Origin of the sequence: Ralstonia sp. 25C, from assembly GCF_051904805.1 — a bacterium.
In the GTDB taxonomy this organism is placed as follows: Bacteria; Pseudomonadota; Gammaproteobacteria; order Burkholderiales; family Burkholderiaceae; genus Ralstonia.
Map to the genome: position 1 here is coordinate 3420541 of NZ_CP196737.1, position 23361 is coordinate 3443901.

Consider the following 23361-nt stretch of genomic DNA (forward strand, 5'->3'; position numbering starts at 1 on the left):
GCGAGTCAGCGCACTTTGGCATCGTGTGTCGCCGGCGCCATTTTCCGGCGACACACATTTAAGAAGCATGATTGCTGTGAATACTCCGACGTTCTCTCACCAGTCCGATCCGCACAAGCGGGCGCGTTTGCGCTGGCGTGCACGACGCGGTTTGCTTGAGAACGACATCATCGTCGAGCGCTTCTTCAACCGCTACGAGACGGAACTGTCGGATGACGACGTTGCCGCACTCTCGCAGTTGTTCGAGTTGGCCGACAACGACCTGATGGACCTCCTGCTTGCACGCAAGGAGCCGGAGGGTGAGCTCGACGTGCCACACATCCAGCACGTCTTGACCTTGCTGCGCTCGGTCTGAACCAGCGCACGAGAGGTTGCCGCAAGACGAATCGATCCAGCGGGTCCAGCCGCCCGAATGCCGCGCTGGGCACCCCGCGATCCGTCTGGCGGGAGTCTCCCGACTTCATTTTCATAAACAGCAGAGAAGGAAACCGACATGACGCCGTCCGAAGTGAAAGCCACCCTATCGTTTTCCGATGGCTCGCCCAGCGTCGAGTTGCCGATCTACAAGGGCACGGTCGGGCCCGACGTGATCGACATTCGCAAGCTGTACGGCCAGACGGGCAAGTTCACGTACGACCCCGGCTTCATGTTGACCGCGTCGTGCAATTCCAAGATCACCTACATCGACGGCGACAAGGGTGAGCTGCTGTACCGCGGCTACGCCATCGACGATCTGGCCAGTAAGTGCGACTTCCTGGAAATCTGCTACCTGCTGCTCAAGGGCGAGCTGCCGAATGCCAAGCAGAAGGAAGAGTTCGACCACGTTGTGACGAATCACACGATGGTGCACGAGCAGATGCAGTTCTTCCTGCGCGGTTTCCGCCGTGACGCACACCCGATGGCTGTGCTGACGGGCCTGGTCGGCGCAATGAGCGCGTTCTACCCGGACGCTGCCAACATCAACGACCCGCGTGAGCGCGAGATCTCGCAGATCCGCCTGATCGCCAAGCTGCCGACGCTGGTGGCCATGGCATACAAGTACAACATCGGCCAGCCGCTGATCTACCCGCAGAACAACCTGTCGTACACCGGCAACTTCATGCGCATGATGTTTGCCACACCGTGTGAAGACTACAAGGTGAACCCGGTGCTGGAGCGTGCGCTGGACCGCATCTTCATCCTGCACGCTGATCACGAGCAGAACGCGTCGACGTCGACGGTGCGTCTGGCGGGCTCGTCGGGCACGAACCCGATCGCAGCCATCGCTGCCGGTATCGCCTGCCTGTGGGGCCCGGCGCACGGTGGTGCGAACGAGGCCGCGCTGAACATGCTGGAAGAAATCGGCTCGGTGGACAAGGTTCCGGAGTTCATCAAGCAGGTCAAGGACAAGAACAGCGGCGTGCGCCTGATGGGCTTTGGCCACCGTGTGTACAAGAACTACGACCCGCGCGCCAAGCTGATGCGCGAAACCTGCCATGAAGTGCTGAACGAACTGGGCCTGCACAACGACCCGCTGTTCAAGCTCGCCATGGAACTGGAAAAGATCGCGCTGGAAGACGAGTACTTCGTCAGCCGCAAGCTGTACCCGAACGTCGATTTCTACTCGGGTATCGTGCAGCGCGCGCTGGGCATCCCGTCGTCGATGTTCACCTGTATCTTCGCGCTGGCCCGCTCGGTGGGCTGGATTGCACAGTGGGAAGAGATGATCACCGATCCGGAATACAAGATCGGCCGTCCGCGCCAGCTGTTCAACGGCGCCGCCCTGCGCGAAGTGCCGTCGATCGACAAGCGCTAAGCCAGGCTGTCTGCTTCACAAGAACCCCGCTCGGGAAACCGGCGGGGTTTTTTGTTGCCCGGAAATTGCCCGAGCGAGCTTTCGCGAAATGACGAAACCCCCTTTCGTCAGTCACGTCCGGTCCGCAATGCACCGGGTGGCATAATCGATCACTCCCCACGAAACTGCTCGCGCAGCCGCCAACAATGGCGCGTTGTGCACGGATCGCATCATGGCCAAGACGCTCTACGACAAACTCTGGGACGACCACGTCGTTCATACCGAAGACGACGGCACGACCGTGCTCTACATCGATCGTCAATTGCTGCACGAAGTGACGAGCCCGCAGGCGTTTGAAGGCCTGAAGATTGCACAGCGTCCGGTGTGGCGCATCAGCGCCAACCTGGCTGTGTCGGACCACAACGTGCCGACCACCGACCGCTCGCATGGCATTGCCGATCCGGTCTCCAAGCTGCAGGTCGACACGCTCGATGCCAACTGCGACAGCTACGGCATCACGCAATTCAAGATGAATGACAAGCGTCAGGGCATCGTGCACGTGATCGGGCCGGAGCAGGGCGCGACGCTGCCGGGCATGACGGTGGTCTGCGGTGATTCGCACACCAGCACGCACGGCGCATTCGGCGCACTGGCGCACGGCATCGGTACGTCGGAAGTCGAGCATGTGCTGGCCACGCAGACGCTGCTCGCCAAGAAGAGCAAGAACATGCTCGTGAAGGTGGAAGGCACGCTGCCGCGCGGTTGTACCGCCAAGGACATCGTGCTCGCCATCATCGGCAAGATCGGCACCGCAGGCGGCACGGGTTATGCCATGGAATTCGGCGGCTCGGCCATCCGCGCGCTGTCGATGGAAGGGCGCATGACGGTGTGCAATATGGCGATCGAGGCAGGCGCGCGCGCCGGCATGGTCGCCGTGGATGACGTTACGCTCGAATACATCAAGGGTCGCCCGTTCGCGCCGCAAGGTGTGGAGTGGGAGCAGGCTGTCACGTACTGGCGCACGCTGCACTCCGATGAAGGTGCCCATTTCGACCAAGTGGTCGAGCTGCGTGCCGAAGAGATCCGCCCGCAGGTGAGCTGGGGCACGTCGCCGGAAATGGTGGTCAGCATTGAAGACCGCGTGCCGGATCCTGAAAAGGAAAAAGACCCGAACAAGCGCAATGCCATGGAGCGTGCGCTCGAATACATGGGCCTGCAGCCGAACGTTGCCATCAGCGACATCAACATCGACAAGGTGTTCATCGGCTCGTGCACCAACAGCCGCATCGAAGACATGCGCGCTGCTGCGTGGGTCGTGCAGAAACTGGGCAAGCGCATTGCGTCCAACGTGAAGCTGGCGATGGTCGTGCCGGGCTCTGGCCTCGTGAAGGAGCAGGCCGAGCGCGAAGGGCTCGACAAGATTTTCAAGGCCGCAGGCTTTGAGTGGCGCGAACCGGGCTGCTCGATGTGCCTGGCAATGAACGCCGACCGCCTCGACCCGGGCGAGCGCTGCGCATCCACGTCCAACCGCAACTTCGAGGGCCGTCAGGGCGCGGGTGGCCGCACCCATCTGGTGAGCCCGGCGATGGCCGCTGCGGCTGCGCTGGAAGGTCACTTCGTCGACGTGCGCAAGCTCGCTTGAGCGGAAGGAAGGAGAACACACGATCATGGAACAATTCACCATCCACACCGGCCTCGTGGCCCCGCTCGACCGCGAGAACGTCAACACCGACGCCATCATCCCGAAGCAATTCCTCAAGTCGATCAAGCGCACGGGTTTCGGCCCGAACCTGTTCGACGAGTGGCGTTACAAGGACGTCGGTGAACCCGGCCAAGACAACAGCAAGCGCCCGCTGAACCCGGACTTCGTGCTGAACCAGCCGCGTTACCAAGGCGCATCAGTGCTGCTGGCGCGCAAGAACTTCGGCTGCGGCAGCTCGCGTGAGCACGCACCGTGGGCGCTGCAGCAGTACGGTTTCCGCGCCATCATCGCGCCGAGCTTTGCCGACATCTTCTTCAACAACTGCTTCAAGAACGGCCTGCTGCCGATCGTGCTGACGGAATCGCAAGTCGACCACCTGTTCAACGAGACGCTGGCGTTCCCCGGCTATCAACTGACCGTCGATCTGGACAAGCAGGTCGTCGTCACGCCGGGTGGTACGGCCTATCCGTTCGACATCACGGCGTTCCGCAAGTACTGCCTGCTCAACGGTTTCGACGACATCGGCCTGACCCTGCGCTACGCAGACCAGATCAAAGCCTACGAAGCGCAGCGCCTGGCCAAGATGCCGTGGCTCGCACACAAGCTCGTCGGCTGAGCTGACACCAGAACAACAAGGACAACCACATGACCAAGATTGCAGTGTTGCCGGGTGACGGCATCGGTAAGGAAATCGTCGCCGAGGCCGTGAAAGTGCTCAAGGTGCTGGGCGAGTCGTTCGAGATGGAATTCGCGCCGGTGGGCGGCGCCGGCTACGAAGCCAAGGGCCATCCGCTGCCGGAAGACACGCTCAAGCTTGCCAAGGAGGCGGACGCCATCCTGTTCGGCGCCGTGGGTGACTGGAAGTACGACACGCTGGCGCGCGAACTGCGCCCCGAGCAGGCCATCCTGGGCCTGCGCAAGCACCTGCAGCTGTTTGCCAACTTCCGCCCGGCGATCTGCTATCCGGAACTGGCAGGTGCATCGAGCCTGAAGCCTGAAATCGTGGGTGGCCTCGACATCCTGATCGTGCGCGAACTGACCGGCGACATCTACTTCGGTCAGCCGCGCGGCGTGCGTGCTGCACCGGATGGCCTGTTCGCCGGTGCGCGCGAAGGCTTCGACACCATGCGCTACAGCGAGCCGGAAATCCGCCGCATCGCGCACGTCGCTTTCCAAGCCGCTGCCAAGCGCGGCAAGAAGCTGTGCAGCGTCGACAAGGCCAACGTGCTCGAGACCTTCCAGTTCTGGAAGGACATCGTCACCGATGTGCACAAGGAATATCCGGAAGTCGAGCTGTCGCACATGTACGTCGACAACGCGGCCATGCAGCTGGTCAAGGCGCCGAAGAACTTCGACGTGATCGTCACCGGCAACATGTTCGGTGACATTCTCTCGGACGAGGCCGCCATGCTGACGGGCTCGATCGGCATGCTGCCGTCGGCGTCGCTGGATGCGAACAACAAGGGCCTGTACGAGCCGTCGCACGGTTCGGCCCCCGACATCGCGGGCAAGGGCATTGCCAACCCGCTGGCGACGATCCTGTCGGCGGCGATGATGCTGCGCTACTCGCTGGGCAAGGCCGAGCAAGCCGACCGTATCGAAAATGCCGTCAAGAAGGTGCTGGCCCAGGGCTACCGTACCGGCGACATCCTGACGCCGGGCTGCAAGCAGGTCGGCACGGTTGAGATGGGCGAGGCTGTGGTGGCCGCGCTGTAAATCTTAATGCGTTGCGGCGCCGTCACTTGAGGCGCCGCAATCGTCGTTTTTTGAGCGGGCGCATGTTGCGGTGCGTTGTGTGTCCGCCAAATCGTGTATATTTTTGCAGATGATCTCGACCGCGCTTCTCTTCGGCATTCTCGGTACCCTGGCGATCGCCGCCAAGGGCACTGCCGTTCGCGCTCGCATCACGCCTGTCGAGATTCGCACGACCATCAAAACGATTACCAAAAAAACGATCTCCTGATCGTCCGTCGTGCCTGTTCGCCTTCCCCGCGCAGTCACGCCGGGCGACCGAGGCGGGGAAAATCACTAGAGGTTCACAATCATGAAGGTAGGTCTCGTCGGTTGGCGCGGCATGGTCGGCAGTGTGCTGATGCAGCGCATGCAGGAAGAGAAGGATTTCGACCTGATCGACACGGTGTTTTTCAGCACCAGCAACGCCGGTGGCAAGGCGCCCGCGTTCGCCAAGACGGATGCGCCCCTGGCCGACGCCAACGACATCGAAGCCCTGAAGGCCTGCGACACGATCATCACGTGCCAGGGCGGTGACTACACGACTGAAGTCTTCCCGAAGCTGCGTGCTGCCGGCTGGAATGGCTACTGGATCGACGCTGCATCGACGCTGCGCATGGAAGACGACGCCGTGATCGTGCTGGACCCGGTCAACCTGTCGCTTATCAAGAACGCGGTGGCGGCCGGCACCAAGAATTTCATCGGCGGCAACTGCACGAACTCGATCCTGCTGATGGGCGTGGGCGGCCTGTTCCGCGAAGGCCTGGTCGAGTGGGTCAGCTCGATGACCTACCAGGCCGCTTCGGGCGGCGGTGCCAACCACATGCGCGAACTGCTCAAGGGCATGGGCGTGATCCACGGTGCAGTGGCCGATGAACTGGCCAACCCGGCGTCCGCCATCCTGGACATCGATCGCAAGGTCGCCAAGACCATCCGCGAAGACGTGCCGACCGAGTTCTTCCCGGCGCCGCTGGCGGGCGGTCTGATCCCTTGGATCGACAAGCAGCTCGACAACGGCCAGTCGAAGGAAGAGTGGAAGGGCCAGGCGGAGGTCAACAAGATCCTGGGCACGGCACAGACGATTCCGGTCGATGGCCTGTGCGTGCGAATTGGCGCGATGCGCTGCCACAGCCTGGGCCTGACGCTCAAGCTCAAGCGCGACCTGCCGCTCGAAGAGATCGAGCAGATCATCCGCTCGGGTAGCCCGTGGGTGAAGTGGGTGCCGAACGAACGCAGCATCACCGAGAAGGAACTGACGCCGGCGTCCATCACCGGTGGCCTGCAGATTGGCGTGGGCCGCGTGCGCAAGCTGAACATGGGCCCGGAATATGTGAGCGCCTTCGTGATCGGCGATCAACTTCTGTGGGGCGCTGCCGAGCCGCTGCGTCGTACGCTGCGCATCCTGCTGGGCAAGTGATGTTGGGTTTGCTTTCGTTGTCGAGGCGCGCTTCGGCGCTTGTCGTTGCAAGCTGACAACAGAAAGTGGGCTTTTTGGACCAACGCCGCGCGGCCTGCGCGGCGTTGTGCCATCTGAATGCCCACGGCTTGTAACGTTGGTACACAATAGCGGCCAGAATTACCGCATGGAAACTGTCCCCCCGTTCGTGGGGTGGACGGATACGGGGAAGAGTTAGCGCCACGTTGAGGCACGCGCAATCCGGGGGGTACGTCGGGTGCTTCAGAATCTCGCCAATTGTGTCGTTTTGATAAAAATTGACGGCGGTTCTTATCCCAGCTTTTCACCTTTTGAGTGAACTTGCTGCGCTAACTCGTTGATGTTAAGTTCGTTTGCACATTACAAGATAACGGAGTCGAAGGTGAGGGTGAGCCAATACCGCCGGAGAGAATCGTCCCATCGCAGTCCTAGCTGGTCGGCCGTCGCGTTTGCCGCGGCGAGTCTGCTGCTGATCCAGCCCGCTGCGCAGGCGGCCGGCTTCGGCGCGCTGCACGTGCGTTCCAGCCTCGGCCAGCCGCTGCAGGCCGATATCGACCTGACCGGCGTGACGGCGGAAGAGGCGCAGAACCTGGTTGCCAAACTGGCTGCTCCCGACGCTTACGCGCGTGCCGGCCTGACATATAACCCGATCGTGTCTTCGCTGCGCGCCTCCTTGGTGCGACAGTCGGACGGCAATTACGTGGTGCGCCTGCGCTCCACCCAGCCGGTCGCTGAGCCGTTTGTCGATGTTCTGGTGGATTTGAACTGGGCGAGCGGCCACGTTTCGCGCGCCTACACGTTCCTGCTGGATCCGGTCGGCTCCCGCAACAGCCCGCAGAACTTTGCGCCGACGCCGGTGGTGCAGGCCACCACGCCGGGCGCAGCAGAAACCGCTTCTTCGCCCGCGACGCAATCCCAAGCGCCGGCTCCGGCGGCTGCAGCGCCGGCACGTCCGGCTCGCCAGGCAGCACGTCCGCAGCAGGCTGCACCTGCCGCAGCAGCGGCCGCACCGAATGCAGCCCCAGGCGGTTCGTATACCGTGCAGCGCGGCGACAGCCTGTACGACGTCGCATCGACGGCCGCACAAGGCCAGGACGCCGTGTCGCTCGACCAGATGTTGCTGGCGCTGTACCGCAATAACCCGAACGCGTTCATTGGCGGCAACATCAATCGCCTGCGTACCGGTTCGGTGCTGAAGGTGCCGTCGCAGGCAGAGGCGCAGAAAACGTCGCCGCGCGAAGCCCGCCGCGAGGTGGTTGCGCAGACGTCCGGTTTTGCCGGTTACCGCAATCGCTTGGCAACGGCAGCAGAAGCCAACGCTGCCACGGATACTGATTCGGCTCGCCAGCAGAGCGGCAGCGTTTCGGCGCGTGTGCAGGATCAGGCTACGCCGGCCGCGAGCGGGCGCGACGAACTGCGTTTGTCGAAGGCGGATCGCACCGGCAAGGCCAACGCCGCCGCACGTGACGAGGAGCTCGTTGCCAAGGAGCGCGCCCTCAAGGACATGGAATCGCGCGTTGCACAGTTGGAGAAGAACCTCGCCGACATGCAGCGCCTGGTGGAGTTGAAGAACGCCGAACTGGCCAAGGCTGCGAACGCGGCCAAGCCGGCAGCAGGCGCGGCACCTTCGACGGCTGCACCGGCAGTGGCTGCGGCCAATGCACCGGCACCTGCGCCGTCCGCTGCTGCTCCGGCACCAGCACCAGCTCAACCGTCTACGGCTCCGACAGAAACGGCTGCTGCTGCGCCGGCTTCGTCGACAACCGCAGCAGCATCCTCGCCGGAAGCTGCATCGGCTTCGACGCCTGTCGCTACGGCGTCGGCCCCGCAAGCGGCTGCCAGCGCACCGGTGGCCGCGGCATCCGCTCCGGCCGCTGCGCCGAAGAAGGCGCCGGTCGTCGTGGCGCCGCAGCCGCCGATCGAAGAAGAGTCGTTCTTCTCGTCGCTGCTGGGTAACCCGATGGCGCTGGGCCTGGGTGGCCTGTTGGTCGCTGGTCTGGGCGCGCTGGCCGTTGTTCGCCGCCGCCAACAGAAGCCGGAACAGGCACATGGCTTCCAAGACAGCCTGCTGTCTCAGGAAAGCACCGTGATGGCCGGCGCCAACTCGTTGTTCGGCGCAGCGGGCGGGCAGAGCGTTGATACTTCGCAGCACAGCGTGTTCGGTGCGGATTTCCGCATCGGCGGCGGCAACGAGAGCAACGAAGTCGACCCGATCGCAGAGGCCGATGTCTATATCGCCTATGGCCGCGACGTGCAGGCCGAGGAAATCTTGCGCGAGGCGCTGGAGCAACACCCAGAGCGCCAAGCTATTCGCTTGAAGTTGATGGAAATTTACGCAAACCGCCAGGACGCACACGGCTTCCAGACCGTTGCAGAAGAAATGCTGGCGCAGGTGGGTGCGGGCTCGTCGGAATGGGCAGAAGCCGCAGCCATGGGCCGCAAGTTTGACCCTGCCAATCCGCTTTATCTGACGGTGCAGGGTGATGCACATCCGGCCGCTGAGGCGCCCGCCGCGCACGATCATGCTGGTACGGCCGCTGCTGCAGCCGCACTGGCGGGTGTTGGCGCCGTGGCCGCAGCTGAAGCGTTCCAGCCGACCGTGACGGGTGAGACCACCCGCCGTGCAGACGACTGGACCACGCTGTCCCCGGACCTGGACCCGTCGGCTCCGTCGACCAAGGCCCCGCAGTTGGCCGATCTCGAACTGCCGCTGGAGTCATTCCCGGCGCCGGTCGCGGGCGAGCCGATTACCGCACCGGACGAGGCTGCGGACGTCTTCAAGCATGCCGAGCCGGCTGCTGAGCTGCCGCAGTTCAACGCGCATGCCGGCGAGGCTTATCAGCCGGTGTCGGCGCCGCCGCTGCATATGGACTTGTCGGATCTGTCGCTGGACCTGAACCCGACGCCGCCTGCCGCAGAAGCTGCTCCGGCCGCACCTGCAGCCGCTGCTGAAGAAAGCCTGCCGTCGTGGGCCCAGCCGACCGATCCGTCGCAAGCGCCGATGCACTTCGAAGAAGAAGCGCATCACGCCGAGCCGGCGCACGAGATCAACGACGAGCCGCAATCGGCCATCCGCCTGGACACCAACCTGCCGCACACGCTGTCCGGCGAGCACGGTGCCGACGGCGTGCGCGATCTGCAGATCAAGTTCGATCTGGCCAAGGCCTACATCGAGATCGGCGACAAGGAAGGTGCACGCGAGTTGCTGCAGGAAGTGCTGGACCTGGGCGATCCATCGTTCCACGCAGAGGCGCAAGCCTTGATGCGCCAGATCGGCTAACGCGCAGCACGCTATACGGTCGCCCCGCGCGATCGACAACGCCGGCAGGGTGGTATCCTGCCGGCGTTTTTCTTTTCCCTTTTGCATGAGGATTCACAAGGCATGACGCGCATCGCGCTTGGCATCCAGTACGACGGGGCCGCGTTTTCGGGGTGGCAATCGCAGCCGCACGGCAACACCGTGCAAGACGTGCTGGAAGCGGCCTTGCGCCAGTTTGCGGGTGTATCGCTGCTGACTACTGTCGCTGGCCGTACGGATGCCGGCGTGCACGCGCTGGGCCAGGTGGTCCACCTCGATACCGACCTCGTGCGCGAGCCGTTCTCGTGGGTGCGCGGCACAAATGCGTTTCTTCCGTCGACCGTTGCTGTGCGCTGGGCGCAGGCGATGCCGGACGATTTCCATGCACGCTTCTCCGCGCATCGCCGCACGTACTACTACGCACTCACGTTCGGGCCCACGCGCGCGCCGCTGCTGGATGGCAAGGCCGGCTACGTCATGCTGCCACCCGGCCAGTCGCTTGACGTGGCAGCCATGCACGAAGCCGCGCAGGTGCTGGTCGGCGAGCATGATTTCTCGTCTTTCCGCGCCGCGGAATGTCAGGCCAAATCGCCCGTCAAGACGATGTATTCGATGGAGGTGCGAGGCGAGGGCGAATGGGTGTTCGTGCGCATTCGCGGCAGCGCGTTTCTGCATCACATGGTGCGCAACATCATGGGGTGCCTGGTGGCGATCGGGCGTGGCCGCCAGCCGGCGTCGTGGATGGCCGATGTGCTGGCCGCCCGCAGCCGTATAGCCGCCGCCCCGACGTTCATGCCGGATGGGCTGTACCTGGCCGAGGTCGGCTATCCTGACGCATTCCAGTTGCCGGCCGCATTGACCGCGTCGGCATCGTCCAGCCTGTTCCGCGGCGTGTTCGACGAGCACGCCGGGCTTTGAAATCCGCCATGTCGCTCCACCGAACCCGCATCAAACTGTGTGGCCTCACGCAACCGGCCGACGTCGACCACGCCGTCGCGCTGGGCGCTGACGCCGTCGGGCTGGTGTTCTATCCGCCCAGCCCGCGCTATGTCGCCATTGACCGCGCGGCTGAATTGGCCCGCCGCGCCGGGCCGTTTGTCACGGTGACGGGCTTGTTCGTCAACGCCAGTGCCGACGACGTGGCTCGCGTACTCGACCAAGTGCCGCTGACGCTGCTCCAGTTCCATGGGGATGAAACCCCGGAGCAATGCGCGGAAATCGCCGACAAGGTCGGGCTGCCCTGGCTGCGGGCCCTGCGTGTTCAGCCCGGGGCCGATTTGGTAGAATTCGCCGATCGGTTTGCCGCTGCCCAAGGCCTGCTGCTCGACGCATTTGTTGAGGGGTATGGCGGCGGCGGCCACGTCTTCGACTGGACCCTGATTCCCCCGCAATGGCTCCCGCAATCGCCATCCTCGCCAACCCCAAGCGCCGCTCCTCGGCTCGTTTTGAGTGGTGGGTTGAGCGCGCAAAACGTCGCTGGCGCGATTGAGCGCGTGCGGCCCTACGCTGTCGATGTCAGCAGCGGAATCGAGGCCGCACGGGGCGTGAAAGACCACGCCCGCATGACCGCATTCGTGCGTGCGGTCCGCGAGGCCGATGCTGCCCTGGGCGCGTCGGTTCAGGCCTGAGCGATATCGCCGGCTTCTTGCGGGTCGTGCCTTCCTGAATATCTTCGCTGGATGGTCCTCAACGAGGCCCCAGCGGACGACATGAGAGATTGCCATGTACAACCTGCCCGACGCCCACGGCCATTTCGGCCCCTACGGCGGCACCTTCGTTGCAGAAACGCTGTCCCACGCGCTGGACGAACTGCGCGACGCCTATGCGCGCTACCAGCACGATCCCGAGTTCATCAAGGAATACGAGTACGAGCTGAAGCATTTCGTCGGCCGTCCGTCGCCCATCTATCACGCCCGCCGTCTGACCGAGCACTGCGGCGGCGCGCAGATCTACCTCAAGCGCGAAGACCTGAACCACACCGGCGCGCACAAGGTGAACAACGTCATCGGCCAGGCGCTGCTGGCACGCCGCATGGGCAAGCCGCGCGTGATTGCCGAAACCGGCGCTGGCCAGCACGGCGTGGCCACGGCCACCATTGCCGCGCGTTACGGCATGGAATGCGTCGTCTACATGGGCAGCGAAGACGTGCGCCGCCAGGCCGCCAACGTCTACCGGATGAAGCTGCTGGGCGCGACCGTGGTGCCGGTGGAATCGGGCTCGCGCACGCTCAAGGACGCGCTGAACGAAGCGATGCGCGACTGGGTCACCAACGTGGCCGATACGTTCTACATCATCGGCACGGTGGCCGGTCCGCACCCGTATCCGATGATGGTGCGCGACTTCCAGGCCGTGATCGGCGAAGAGTGCAAGGTGCAGATGCCCGAGATGATCGGCCGCCAGCCGGACGCCGTGATCGCCTGCGTGGGCGGCGGCTCCAACGCCATGGGCATCTTCTATCCGTACATCGACCATGCCGACGTAAAGCTGATCGGCGTGGAAGCGGCGGGCGAGGGCATCGAGACGGGGCGCCATGCCGCATCGCTCACGGGCGGCTCGCCGGGCGTGCTGCACGGCAACCGCACGTACCTGCTGCAGGATGACGACGGCCAGATCATCGAGACGCATTCGATCTCGGCAGGCCTGGATTACCCGGGCGTGGGTCCTGAACACGCCTGGTTGAAGGACGCGCACCGCGCGGAGTACGTCCCGATCACCGACAAGGAAGCGCTGCAGGCCTTCCACGATCTGTGCCGCATGGAGGGCATCATTCCCGCGCTGGAATCGAGCCACGCGTTGGCCTATGCGTGCAAGCTCGCGCCGACGTTGCCGAAGGACAAGATCCTGCTGGTGAACCTCTCGGGCCGCGGCGATAAGGACATGCATACCGTCGCCGAATTCTCCGGCATCACCCTCTAAGGCAGTAGCACACGCATGACCGAGCGCGCCATCGACGGCATCTTCAACGAGGACTGCATCACCGGGGTCGGGCATCTGGCCGATGGCAGTGTGGACCTCGTCATCGCCGATCCGCCGTACGGGCTGGGCAAGGACTACGGCAACGACTCCGACAAGCTGTCGGGCGACGCCTACCTTGCGTGGTCCGAACGCTGGATCGATGCGATACGGCCAAAGCTGGCGCGCAACGGTTCGCTCTACCTGTTCTGCACGTGGCAATACGCGCCGGAACTGTTCGTGATGCTCAAGCAGCGCCTGACGATGATCAACGAGATCATCTGGGACCGCCGCGTGCCCAGTATGGGCGGCAGCACGCGCAAGTTCTCGTCGGTGCACGACAACATCGGCTTCTTTGCGGCCTCGCGCGATTACTACTTCGATGTCGACGCCGTGCGCATTCCGTACGACGCCGAGACGAAGAAAGCGCGCAGCCGCAAGCGTTTCGAGGGCAAGAAGTGGCTGGAAGTCGGCTACAACCCGAAGGACGTCTGGAGCGTGTCGCGCCTGCACCGGCAAGACCCGGAGCGCGCCGAGCACCCGACGCAGAAGCCGCTGGAGCTGGTGGAGCGCATGATCCTCGCAAGCTGCCCGCCGGGCGGTCTGGTGCTGGACCCATTCCTGGGTAGCGGCACGACGGCCGCGGCATGTGCGCGCCTTGGCCGCCGCTTCGCCGGCTTCGAGATCAATGCCGATTACTGCCGCGTGGCGCGCGAGCGCGTGGCCGCCGTGCACGCCGCCGCTGCCGCTAACGCCCAACCGACTGATTCGCAGGCGCCTGAGACCATCAAGGTCGCCTGAAACCTGATCCTCTTATGTCCCGCATCGCTCAAACTTTCGCGCAGTTGTCCGCACAGGGCCGCAAGGGCCTGATTCCGTTCATCACGGCGGGCGACCCGTATCCCGAGATGACCGTTGACCTGATGCACGCTCTGGTCAAGGGCGGCGCCAACGTCATCGAGCTGGGCGTGCCGTTTTCCGACCCGATGGCCGATGGCCCGGTCATCCAGCGTGCTTCCGAGCGCGCATTGGCCAACAAGGTGGGCCTGCGCACCGTGCTGGAATACGTGCGCGCGTTTCGCACCACCGATACGACCACGCCCGTGGTGCTGATGGGCTACGCCAACCCGATCGAACGCATGGGCGTCGCCGCCTTTGCCAAGGCAGCGTCGGAAGCCGGCGTAGACGGCGTGTTGGTGGTTGATTACCCCCCCGAGGAGTGCGAGGGCTTCGCCAAGACCATGCGCGAAGCCGGTATCGATCCGATCTTCCTGCTGGCACCCACCTCCACCGATGCGCGCATCGCCCAGATCGCCCGCGTGGCAAGCGGCTACATCTACTACGTGTCGCTCAAGGGCGTGACCGGCGCCGCCACCATCGACCTGGACGCCGTGGCCGCGCGTATCCCGCAAATCCGCCAGCACGCCAGGCTGCCGGTGGGTGTCGGTTTCGGTATTCGTGATGCGGCAACGGCACGTGCGATCAGCGGTGTGGCGGATGCTGTGGTCATCGGATCCCGCATTGTGCAATTGCTTGAAGAGGCACCCCGCGAACACGCGGTACAATACTTGACTGATTTCATCGCGGAGATTCGCCAGGCGCTCGACGCCTAATCTCGGCGACACTGCATTCAAGGAGCACGCATGAGCTGGCTGGACAAACTGCTTCCGCCCAAGATCCAACAGACCGATCCGTCGCAACGTAAAGGCATTCCGGAAGGCCTGTGGATCAAATGCCCGTCTTGCGAGTCGGTGCTGTATCGCACCGACATCGAAGCGAACCTGCACGTCTGCCCGAAGTGCGACCACCACATGCGCATCGGCGCGCGCGCCCGTCTGGACGCGCTGCTGGACGCCGAAGGCCGCTACGAGATGGGCCAGGAGATCGTCCCGGTCGACGCGCTCAAGTTCAAGGACAGCAAGAAGTACCCCGACCGCATCAAGGCGGCCATGGACGACACGGGTGAAACCGACGCCATGGTCGTGATGGGCGGTGCGATCCACGCGCTGCCGGTGGTGGTGGCCTGCTTCGAGTTCGAATTCATGGGCGGCTCGATGGGCTCCGTGGTGGGCGAGCGCTTCACGCGCGGCGCGCAGACGGCGCTGGAGCAGAAGGTGCCGTTCATCTGCGTGTCGGCCACGGGCGGTGCGCGGATGCAGGAAAGCCTGCTGTCGCTCATGCAGATGGCCAAGACCACCGCGATGATCCAGAAACTGGCCGAAGCCAAGCTGCCGTTCATCAGCGTGCTGACCGATCCGACCATGGGTGGTGTGTCCGCCAGCTTCGCCTTCATGGGCGACGTGGTGATCGCCGAGCCGAAGGCGCTAATCGGCTTTGCCGGCCCGCGCGTGATCGAGCAGACCGTGCGCGAGAAGCTGCCGGAAGGCTTCCAGCGCGCCGAGTTCCTGCTGCAGAAGGGTGCCATCGACATGATTGTCGACCGCCGCAACATGCGCCGCGAGATCGCTGAACTGCTGGCGCTCCTGCAGAAACAACCGGCCGACGCACTGGCCTGATGCGCTCCACCTGTTGAACCGAAGCGCGGGCGAGAGTCCGCGCTTCTTGTTTTTGCGCAGCAAGTTTCACACAAGCCGCGCCACACATTTCGCATGCCTACATTCGACAATCTGCCCGACTGGCTGGCCCACCTCGAAACTGCGCATCCGGTCGGCATCGACATGGGCCTGGCTCGCATCAGCCGCGTGCGCGATGCGCTGGGTCTGGAACTGAAATCCGTCGTCTTTACTGTGGGTGGCACCAACGGCAAGGGTTCGACTTGCGCGATGCTGGAGGCGATCCTGCTGGCCGCCGGTTACAAGGTTGGCTGCCATACCTCGCCGCACCTGATCGATTTCAATGAGCGCGCTCGCGTGAATGGCGAGATCGCCTCCGATGCGATGCTGCTGCCGCATTTCGAAGCGGTGGAGCGCGCGCGTTGCAGCTTCCCTGAGCCCGTCAGCCTGACGTATTTCGAATTCACCACGCTGGCGATCATGCATCTGTTCGCCAACGCGGGGCTCGATGCGGTGGTCCTTGAGGTCGGTCTGGGTGGCCGGCTGGATGCGGTCAACATCGTCGATACCGATTGCGCGATCATCACCAGCGTCGATCTGGATCACATGTCCTATCTGGGCGACACGCGCGAAGCGATCGGCTTCGAAAAAGCCGGCATCTTCCGCGCGGGCAAGCCGGCGATCTGCTCCGATCCGGTGCCGCCCATCTCTCTGGTTAAGCAGGCTGAAGCCATTGGCGCGGACCTTTGGCTGATCGGCCGCGACTTCAACTTCCAGGGTGACAAGCAGCAGTGGGGTTTCAGCGGACGAGGGCGGCGGTGGCCGAGTCTCGGCTATCCGGCGCTGCGCGGGGCCAATCAGTTGCTGAATGCGTCGGCGGCGTTGGCAGCGCTGGAGTCGGTGCGCGATCGGCTGCCGGTCTCGGCGCAGGATGTGCGTCTGGGCTTGTCGCACGTGGAACTACCGGGGCGCTTTCAGGTGCTGCCGGGCCGCCCGTCGGTCATTCTGGACGTGGCGCATAACCCGCACGCGGCGGCGGCGCTGGGCCAGAACCTCGAGAACATGGGCTTCTACCGTTACACCTACGCGGTGTTTGGCGCGATGCAGGACAAGGACATCGCCGGTGTGCTCGGCCACATGCTCGACAAGGTCGACCACTGGTGCCTGACCGACCTGCCGACGCCACGCGCAGCCAGTGCCACGCGCCTGGAGCAAGCACTGACCGATGCCGGCTTCCACGCGGGCAAGGAATCGAGCGTGAACACATTCAGCGATCCCGCCACAGCCTATCGCAACGCCATGGAGCGGGCGACTGAGGATGATAGAATCGTGGTCTTCGGATCGTTCTACACCGTTGCCGGCGTGCTGGCGGAGCGCAAGCGTCGCGCGCACTAAACCCGGGGCCCTCATGGGACTGTTTTCCATCTTCTCCTCCCGCAAGAACGCTGAAGGCGAACGCTCACGCGGCGCTGCCGCAGGTAGTGCCGCCGATGTGGCCCGCGATGCGGTGCGTGGTTCCCGCGCATCGTCGAACGGCCGCAGCCGCGCGTCGCGTCGCACAGACGATGACGACGATGGCCTGGATCCCGAACTCCCCCAGAAGCAACGCGCACGCCGCCGCCTGATTGGCGCGCTGGTGTTGGTGGGGGCAGCCGTGATTGTGCTGCCGCTCGTGTTTGACGCCAAGCCGCGCCCCGTCACAGACGCGGTGGCCGTGCAGATTCAAGATCAGCCTGTCGATCGAGGCGCCAAGGCCCGCGGCGATGAGCCAAAGGTGGCCAGCCGCCGCGCCACGTCGCGCGCGGCCGGGGCATCCGGCGACCCGGCGCAAGCGCTGGATCAAGGCGAGGAAGTGGTCGCCGCGAACGACGCTCCGGCGCCCAGTACCGCCGCGCCTGCTTCGAGCGCGCCTGCCGCCAAGCCGACGCCGCCTGCCGAAACAAAACCAGCCGCCAAGCCGGCGCAACCGACTCAGCAAGCCGCCACGCCGAGCACCGAGGCCAAGGACGGCAAGTTCATCCTGCTGATTGGCGCATTCGCAGACGAAAAACGCGCAAGCAACTGGCTCGCCAAGTTGAAGGCCGACAAGATTCCCGGCTTTATCGAACACAAAAAGGTGCCCGAGAAGGGTGATCTGGCGCTGCTGCGTGCGGGGCCGTTCAATGACCGCGCGTCGGCGGAAGCGGCGCAGAAGCGCGCCGAGCAGATCGGTCTGACACCTAAACTCGTTCAGCAATAACCATGTGGCACGCAGCGCACACGCCAGACACGCTGATCCGCTGCGCAAGCCCCGTCCCAAGCCAACTCCAGCTGCTGCCTGATGCAACCGACTTTTTTTGATTACGGCGTGCTGTTCATCGTCGTCACGTCGGCGTTGGTCGGGCTGTTTCGGGGGCTGATCCGCGAGGTGCTGGCACTGCTGGGCTGGTTGTTTGCGGCGTGGGTGGCGTATTCGTTTTCGGGCGTGGCGGCAGGGTGGATGCCCGAGTCGCTGCCGGGTGGGCCGGTGGCGCGCACGGTTTTGGGTTTCGTCCTACTGTTTATCGTGACGGTGATTGCGACGTCGCTGGTGGGCGCGCTGCTGTCGGCGGTGCTGTCCAGTGCGGGCCTCAAACCGGCGGATCGCGGGCTGGGCATGGTGTTCGGGCTGGCGCGCGGCGGCGTCATCATCCTGGTGCTGATGACGGTGGCGGGCTTTACCAGCCTGCCGGAGCAGCCGTTCTGGCGTGATGCGATTACGCGGCCCTATGCGGAGCAGGCAGCGCAGGCGGCCAAGCCGCTGCTGCCGCCGGACGTCGCGAAATACGTCCACTATTGATGCTTGATTCGAGGCGTCTGGCCACAAGCTAGACGATTTGCGAAGTTTTCCAGGCGCCTGCAACGGGTGTGGGCGCCACCAATACGTTCTCGCTGGAGATCGACATGTGCGGTATCGTTGGCGTGGTTTCCTCCACGCCTGTCAATCAGCTGATCTATGACAGCCTGCTGCTCCTGCAGCACCGGGGGCAGGACGCGGCAGGCATTGCCACCGCAGCCGGCAGCACCTTCTACATGCACAAGGCCAATGGCATGGTGCGCGACGTGTTCCGCACGCGCAATATGCGCGGCCTGCCGGGCACGAGCGGCATCGGCCAGGTGCGTTATCCGACTGCCGGTTCTTCCAGCGAGGAAGAAGCCCAGCCGTTCTACGTCAACGCACCGTTCGGCATCGTGCTGGCGCACAACGGCAACCTGACGAACTCCGATCAACTGCGTGAAGAGATGTTCCGGCGCGACCGCCGCCACATCAACACGCAGTCCGATTCCGAAGTGCTGCTGAACGTGCTGGCCGACGAGTTGCAACGCGCCAGCAACGATATCCCGCTGGACCGCGATTCCATCTTCACCGCCGTGGAAGGCCTGCACCGCCGTGTGCGCGGCTCGTACGCCATCGCAGCCGAGATCTCCGGCTACGGCGTGCTGGCCGTGCGTGATCCGTTCGGTATCCGCCCGCTGGCGTTGGGCAGCCAGGAAACGCCGGACGGCAAGATCGAATACATGGTCGCCTCCGAATCGGTGGCGCTGGAGGGTATCGGCTTCAAGTTCGAGCGCGACGTGGCGCCTGGCGAAGCGATCTTCATCGACCTCGAAGGCAAGCTGCACACCAAGCAATGCGCGAAGAACCCGGTGCTCACGCCGTGCATCTTCGAATACGTGTATCTGGCCCGCCCGGATTCGCGCATGGATGGCGTGTCGGTGTACGACGCGCGCCTGCGCATGGGCGATTACCTGGCCGAGAAGATCAAGCGTGAGGTGAGCGACCCGATCGACGTGGTGATGCCGATTCCCGACTCGTCGCGTCCGGCAGCCATGCAGGTGGCCAACCACCTGGGCGTGCCGTACCGCGAGGGCTTCTTCAAGAACCGCTACGTCGGCCGCACCTTCATCATGCCGGGCCAGGCGGTGCGCAAGAAGTCTGTGCGTCAGAAGCTCAACGCCATGGCGATCGAATTCAAGGGCAAGAACGTGCTGATCGTCGATGACTCCATCGTGCGCGGCACGACGTCATCGGAGATCGTGCAGATGGCCCGTGATGCGGGCGCGAAGAAGGTGATCTTCGCTTCGGCCGCGCCGCCGGTGAAGTTCCCGAACGTGTACGGTATCGACATGCCGACGCGCGGCGAACTGGTGGCCTACGGCCGCACGCACGACGAGATCGCCAAGATCATCGGCGCAGACCAGCTCGTGTACCAGGACGTGGAAGACATGAAGCGCGCCGTGCGCGACGTCAACCCGGCGCTCAAGGACTTCGACGCGTCGTGCTTTGACGGCAAGTACGTGACGGGCGACATCGACGAGGCGTATCTCGATCGTCTGGAAGCGGCGCGCAACAACTCGGCCAAGGCCGATCGTGAGAATGCGCAGAACGATGATCCGCGCACGCAACTGCATCTGCAGCGCTCGGCCGTGAACGAGTAAATCGTTCTTCATCGCCAACAAAAAGCCCGTCTTCGTGACGGGCTTTTTGTTGGGCGGATGGCGGGGCTTACTTGAGCATGCGGCGGCGCAAGAGCCACAGGCACAGCCACAGCGCGCCGACGGCGTAGAGCAGGAGCACACCGAGATGCAGCAGGATGTTGTCTGGCGTGCGGCCGAGCATCAATGGGCGAATCAGCTCAACCGCATGCGGCAGCGGCAGCACGCTTGTGATGGCGCGTACAGGCGGCGGCAGTTGCGACAGCGGAAAGAACACGCCAGAGAGCAGCATCATCGGCGTGATCACCAGCGTCTGGTAGAACATGAAGAAGTCGTAGTTGGGCGCGAGCGCCGTCATGTTCATCGCCAGGCAAGCGAAGGTGAAACCGGTGAGCACGATGACGGGTAGGGCGAGCAGCGCCTGCGGCATCGATGCATAGCCGAGCGCACCGGCCACCAGCATGATCGCCAAGCCTGACAGCACGGATTTGCTGGCCGCCCAGAACAGCTCGCCGAGGACCACGTCGCCCAGGCTCAGCGGCGCATACAGGATTGCTTCCCACGTGCGCTGCACATGCATGCGCGAGAACGCCGAATACATTGCCTCGAAGCTCGCCGACATCATCGTGCTGGATGCGACGGTGCCGGCGGCCAGAAAGGCGATGTACGACACGCCATCCACATGGCCGACCAGCAGGCCCAGGCCGAGCCCGAGGCCGAACAGGTAGATCATCGGGTCCGCCAGGTTGCCGGCCATCGATGGGATGGCCAGCTTGCGCCACACCATGAAGTTGCGCATCCAGACGTATTGCCAGTTGCGAAAGTTGAGCGGCAGCAGCGGTTGGGGATATGCGCGCTGCTTCGCGGTGGCGAGTGTGATTTCTGTGGACATAGTGAGGGTGCCTCAGTCGCGCTTAGTCACGCATCTCGCGGCCGGTCAGGCGGAGGAACACGTCTTCGAGATTGGCCGGGCGGTGCAGATAGCGCAGGCCGGGCATGGTGTGCATTTCCGTCTGCGCGCGCAGGGCCGCCACCAGTGGTTGCGGATCGCGCGCATAGCAGAAGAGGGTTTCGCCGCTGGTTTCCACGCGCTCAGCCATGGGGCTCAGCAGCGTACGCAGCGCGTTGAGATCGTCGCCGTAGACCTCGACCACATCGCAGCCGATCTCGCGCGCGATGAGCTCGTGCGGCTTGCCTTGCGCGATCTTGCGGCCGTTGTCGATCACGCAAAGCTCGTTACACAGGCGCTCGGCTTCTTCCATGAAGTGCGTGGTCAGCAGAATGGTCTTGCCGGCGGCCAGCAGCGAGCGCAGGCGCTCCCAGATCAGGTGGCGTGCCTGCGGATCCAGCCCTGTGGTGGGCTCATCCATGACGAGGATGTCCGGATCGTTGATGAGCGCGCGGGCCACGGTCAGCCGACGTTTCATGCCGCCGGAGAGGGCGCGCACCGGCGCATCGGCTTTTTGCTCGAGCCGGGCGAATTCCAGCAGGCTGGGGATGCGTTCGCGGATGACGGCGGCAGACAGGCCAAAGTAGCGCCCGAAGATGCGCAGGTTTTCCGACACGGAAAAATCCGGATCGAGGTTGTCGAACTGCGGCACTACACCCACGCGCATGCGCGCACGGTGTGCAAATTCTGGAACCGCATCGCCGCAAAGTTGCACGGCGCCGGCATCGGGCATTGTCATCCCGAGCAGCATGCGCAGGGTGGTCGTCTTGCCAGCGCCGTTGGGGCCGAGCAGCCCGAAGCATTGGCCGCGGCGTACGTTGAAGCTGAGGTTATCGACGACGGTCTGGTCGCCATAACGTTTGCGCAGGCCTTCGACGCTCAGGATCGGTGTGCTGCTCACGCCAAAGCCCTCTTGCTCGTATCGCACAGTGCCTCCGTTGCAAAACGCCGATTATGCGCCGGCATCGGCATACGCGTATGAGGGGAATATGCATATGCGGCGGCTGCGCTCACGCAATAAAAACAAAAAGGGCCAGGCAACTCTGCCTGGCCCTGCCGTGCAGCAACCCTTCGCTGCGGTTGCGGCGCGTTACTTGGTGACGGCGTTACCGATCACGCCACCCAGTGCAGCACCACCCAGCGTGGCGCCCGGACCGCCCCAGATGGCCGCCCCGGCGACACCACCTGCGGCCGCCCCGAGTGCGGTATTACGCTGCTTGGGCGTCATGTCCGCGCATCCGCTGACGGATGCCAACGCGGCCGCCAGAATCAAGGATACGAAGGCACGCATACACACTCCTTGTGTCGTTGCTGTATCTCTATTGAAGGTCGCGTGGGCGAGCATGTGCAGAGACCGCTGCCTGAAAAATCTGTCAGCCGATTCCGACACTTGCGAACCGGCTTTCCGCAGCAAAGTTCCGCGCTTTTCGATCACGTCTTGGCGGGTTTTTCCTGGCGCTCGTAGCGGAATTCCGGCAGCGCCTTGATGGCATCCTTGGTGGCGCCGGGCAGCGTGATCTTGCCTTGGTCATAAGTGAATTGATTCACGGGGATGGCCACGTCGTGGCGGCCCACGCCAACGAACCCACCGGCGCCGACAATCGCAAACGACACCGCGTTTTCCGGCGTCACGATCAAGTCCTGCACGTTGCCGACTTTCTGATTGGCCTCGTTGTAGACCGGCTTGCCGAGCACCTGTTTCTTCACGCTCACGCCCTTGATGATCGCGTCGAGTTCCGTCACGGACACGCCCAAGGCGGCGTGGCCCGCAACCTGTGCGAAAACCGGCGGCGTGGCGGCAAGTACAGCCGTAGCGACGAGGGCGGCAGTGAGTCCAGTGAGTCTTTTCATCGTGGCTCCATTGGATGGCAAAGGTATGCATCTCACTGTATTGCGCACCGCTGGCGTGCCTAAGGTGAACGCTTCCGAAAGACCTGTAGGACAAATGGGGGAGGTCAAAGAAATCGGCTGCGCCCACGGCTACACTGAAACGCCGGCAGATGCCGGACGCAACCACCGACCTCACCCGGGAGAACCCGACATGATGACTCTGGAGCAACTCGGCATCCTGCACCGATCCCAGCTCGAAGCGTGGCTGGCCGTGACCGAAGAAACCGTCGACGGCGTGAATCGCTTGATCGGGCTCAACCTCCAGGCATTCAAGGCTGGCTTTGGCGAGACCGAGCAGTGCCTGCAAGACGCCGTGAGCGCACAAGACCCCAGCCAGTGGTGGACCGCACAGGCGCGTTACCTGCAGCCCGCTGGCGAGCGGGTCTCTGGCTACACGCGCAATTTTGTGGAAATCGGCGTACAGACGCAGAACAGCATCACCCGTACGCTGCAACGTCATGGCGACGAGGTTCGCCGTCAGTGGGGCTTTGTCGCCGAGAACCTCGCCGATGCTGCGCCCCCCGGGGCCGAGCTTGCGGTGAAGTTTCTGAAGGCCACGGTGGGCTTGGAAGTCGCCACTGCAGAAGCGGCGGAAGAGGCGGTTTCCGAGGCAAGTGACGTAGCGGTCAAGGCCGAGTCCGCACGTTGAGGCTCCCCCGCAC

The 23361-nt window shown here is 63.9% G+C and carries 23 protein-coding genes; 19 read left to right on the top strand and 4 right to left on the bottom strand.

Annotation, left to right across the window (positions count from 1 at the left end):
* Window positions 1–67: 67 nt before the first annotated feature.
* The 18 genes from ACS7SF_RS16060 (at window position 68) to purF (ending at window position 19863) form a co-directional block, all read left to right on the top strand.
* A complete protein-coding gene (locus ACS7SF_RS16060) occupies window positions 68–355 on the top strand; it encodes a succinate dehydrogenase assembly factor 2 (RefSeq protein ID WP_426398033.1) in 288 nt (95 codons plus the stop codon).
* Window positions 356–493: 138 nt separating this feature from the next.
* Window positions 494–1795, top strand: a complete 1302-nt coding sequence (gene gltA / locus ACS7SF_RS16065; protein WP_439890681.1) for a citrate synthase — start codon at window positions 494–496, stop codon at window positions 1793–1795.
* Between the two features lie 211 nt (window positions 1796–2006).
* The gene (gene leuC, locus ACS7SF_RS16070; RefSeq protein WP_439890682.1) at window positions 2007–3416 is read left to right on the top strand and encodes a 3-isopropylmalate dehydratase large subunit; all 1410 of its coding nucleotides are present in this window, start codon (window positions 2007–2009) and stop codon (window positions 3414–3416) included.
* A gap of 25 nt (window positions 3417–3441) precedes the next feature.
* The gene (gene leuD / locus ACS7SF_RS16075; RefSeq protein WP_439890683.1) at window positions 3442–4092 is read left to right on the top strand and encodes a 3-isopropylmalate dehydratase small subunit; all 651 of its coding nucleotides are present in this window, start codon (window positions 3442–3444) and stop codon (window positions 4090–4092) included.
* Window positions 4093–4121: 29 nt separating this feature from the next.
* Window positions 4122–5192 (top strand): 3-isopropylmalate dehydrogenase, encoded by a 1071-nt coding sequence (gene leuB / locus ACS7SF_RS16080; RefSeq protein ID WP_439890684.1) that lies wholly within the window; start codon window positions 4122–4124, stop codon window positions 5190–5192.
* Window positions 5193–5271: 79 nt separating this feature from the next.
* Window positions 5272–5439, top strand: a complete 168-nt coding sequence (locus tag ACS7SF_RS16085; protein ID WP_426398041.1) for a hypothetical protein — start codon at window positions 5272–5274, stop codon at window positions 5437–5439.
* A gap of 81 nt (window positions 5440–5520) precedes the next feature.
* Entirely contained in the window at window positions 5521–6624 is a 1104-nt protein-coding gene (gene asd, locus ACS7SF_RS16090; protein ID WP_439890685.1) for an aspartate-semialdehyde dehydrogenase, read from the top strand.
* A 400-nt stretch (window positions 6625–7024) separates the two neighbouring features.
* Window positions 7025–9922 carry a FimV/HubP family polar landmark-like protein TapV gene (gene tapV, locus ACS7SF_RS16095; RefSeq protein WP_439890686.1) on the top strand — a complete coding sequence of 966 codons (2898 nt, stop codon included), beginning with the start codon at window positions 7025–7027 and terminating at the stop codon, window positions 9920–9922.
* 102 nt (window positions 9923–10024) lie between these two features.
* Window positions 10025–10858, top strand: coding sequence for a tRNA pseudouridine(38-40) synthase TruA (gene truA / locus ACS7SF_RS16100; protein ID WP_439890687.1), 834 nt, complete (start codon window positions 10025–10027; stop codon window positions 10856–10858).
* Between the two features lie 8 nt (window positions 10859–10866).
* Window positions 10867–11568 carry a phosphoribosylanthranilate isomerase gene (locus tag ACS7SF_RS16105; RefSeq protein ID WP_439890688.1) on the top strand — a complete coding sequence of 234 codons (702 nt, stop codon included), beginning with the start codon at window positions 10867–10869 and terminating at the stop codon, window positions 11566–11568.
* A 94-nt stretch (window positions 11569–11662) separates the two neighbouring features.
* The gene (gene trpB / locus ACS7SF_RS16110; protein ID WP_439890689.1) at window positions 11663–12856 is read left to right on the top strand and encodes a tryptophan synthase subunit beta; all 1194 of its coding nucleotides are present in this window, start codon (window positions 11663–11665) and stop codon (window positions 12854–12856) included.
* A gap of 15 nt (window positions 12857–12871) precedes the next feature.
* Complete coding sequence (locus ACS7SF_RS16115) at window positions 12872–13693, top strand: DNA-methyltransferase (RefSeq protein ID WP_439890690.1); 822 nt, start codon at window positions 12872–12874, stop codon at window positions 13691–13693.
* A 14-nt stretch (window positions 13694–13707) separates the two neighbouring features.
* The gene (gene trpA / locus ACS7SF_RS16120) at window positions 13708–14505 is read left to right on the top strand and encodes a tryptophan synthase subunit alpha (RefSeq protein ID WP_439890691.1); all 798 of its coding nucleotides are present in this window, start codon (window positions 13708–13710) and stop codon (window positions 14503–14505) included.
* 30 nt (window positions 14506–14535) lie between these two features.
* The gene (accD, locus tag ACS7SF_RS16125) at window positions 14536–15408 is read left to right on the top strand and encodes an acetyl-CoA carboxylase, carboxyltransferase subunit beta (RefSeq protein WP_426398056.1); all 873 of its coding nucleotides are present in this window, start codon (window positions 14536–14538) and stop codon (window positions 15406–15408) included.
* 93 nt (window positions 15409–15501) lie between these two features.
* Entirely contained in the window at window positions 15502–16800 is a 1299-nt protein-coding gene (gene folC / locus ACS7SF_RS16130) for a bifunctional tetrahydrofolate synthase/dihydrofolate synthase (RefSeq protein ID WP_439890692.1), read from the top strand.
* A gap of 13 nt (window positions 16801–16813) precedes the next feature.
* Window positions 16814–17644: an SPOR domain-containing protein gene (locus tag ACS7SF_RS16135; RefSeq protein WP_439890693.1), complete on the top strand. Its 831-nt coding sequence runs from the start codon at window positions 16814–16816 to the stop codon at window positions 17642–17644.
* Window positions 17645–17725: 81 nt separating this feature from the next.
* The gene (locus ACS7SF_RS16140) at window positions 17726–18223 is read left to right on the top strand and encodes a CvpA family protein (protein ID WP_426398061.1); all 498 of its coding nucleotides are present in this window, start codon (window positions 17726–17728) and stop codon (window positions 18221–18223) included.
* Window positions 18224–18327: 104 nt separating this feature from the next.
* Window positions 18328–19863 carry an amidophosphoribosyltransferase gene (gene purF, locus ACS7SF_RS16145; protein ID WP_439892781.1) on the top strand — a complete coding sequence of 512 codons (1536 nt, stop codon included), beginning with the start codon at window positions 18328–18330 and terminating at the stop codon, window positions 19861–19863.
* A 67-nt stretch (window positions 19864–19930) separates the two neighbouring features.
* Here the strand turns inward: purF and ACS7SF_RS16150 are convergent, their stop codons facing one another.
* From ACS7SF_RS16150 to ACS7SF_RS16165, 4 genes are all read right to left on the bottom strand, one after another.
* A complete protein-coding gene (locus tag ACS7SF_RS16150; RefSeq protein WP_439890694.1) occupies window positions 19931–20752 on the bottom strand; it encodes an ABC transporter permease in 822 nt (273 codons plus the stop codon).
* Window positions 20753–20774: 22 nt separating this feature from the next.
* The gene (gene nodI / locus ACS7SF_RS16155) at window positions 20775–21737 is read right to left on the bottom strand and encodes a nodulation factor ABC transporter ATP-binding protein NodI (RefSeq protein WP_439890695.1); all 963 of its coding nucleotides are present in this window, start codon (window positions 21735–21737) and stop codon (window positions 20775–20777) included.
* Window positions 21738–21899: 162 nt separating this feature from the next.
* Entirely contained in the window at window positions 21900–22100 is a 201-nt protein-coding gene (locus ACS7SF_RS16160) for a glycine zipper 2TM domain-containing protein (protein WP_439890696.1), read from the bottom strand.
* A gap of 140 nt (window positions 22101–22240) precedes the next feature.
* A complete protein-coding gene (locus ACS7SF_RS16165) occupies window positions 22241–22660 on the bottom strand; it encodes a PRC-barrel domain-containing protein (RefSeq protein WP_439890697.1) in 420 nt (139 codons plus the stop codon).
* Window positions 22661–22850: 190 nt separating this feature from the next.
* On the opposite strand from ACS7SF_RS16165, the gene ACS7SF_RS16170 reads away from it, so the two are divergent.
* Window positions 22851–23348 carry a phasin family protein gene (locus ACS7SF_RS16170; RefSeq protein WP_439890698.1) on the top strand — a complete coding sequence of 166 codons (498 nt, stop codon included), beginning with the start codon at window positions 22851–22853 and terminating at the stop codon, window positions 23346–23348.
* The last annotated feature ends 13 nt before the right edge of the window (window positions 23349–23361 follow it).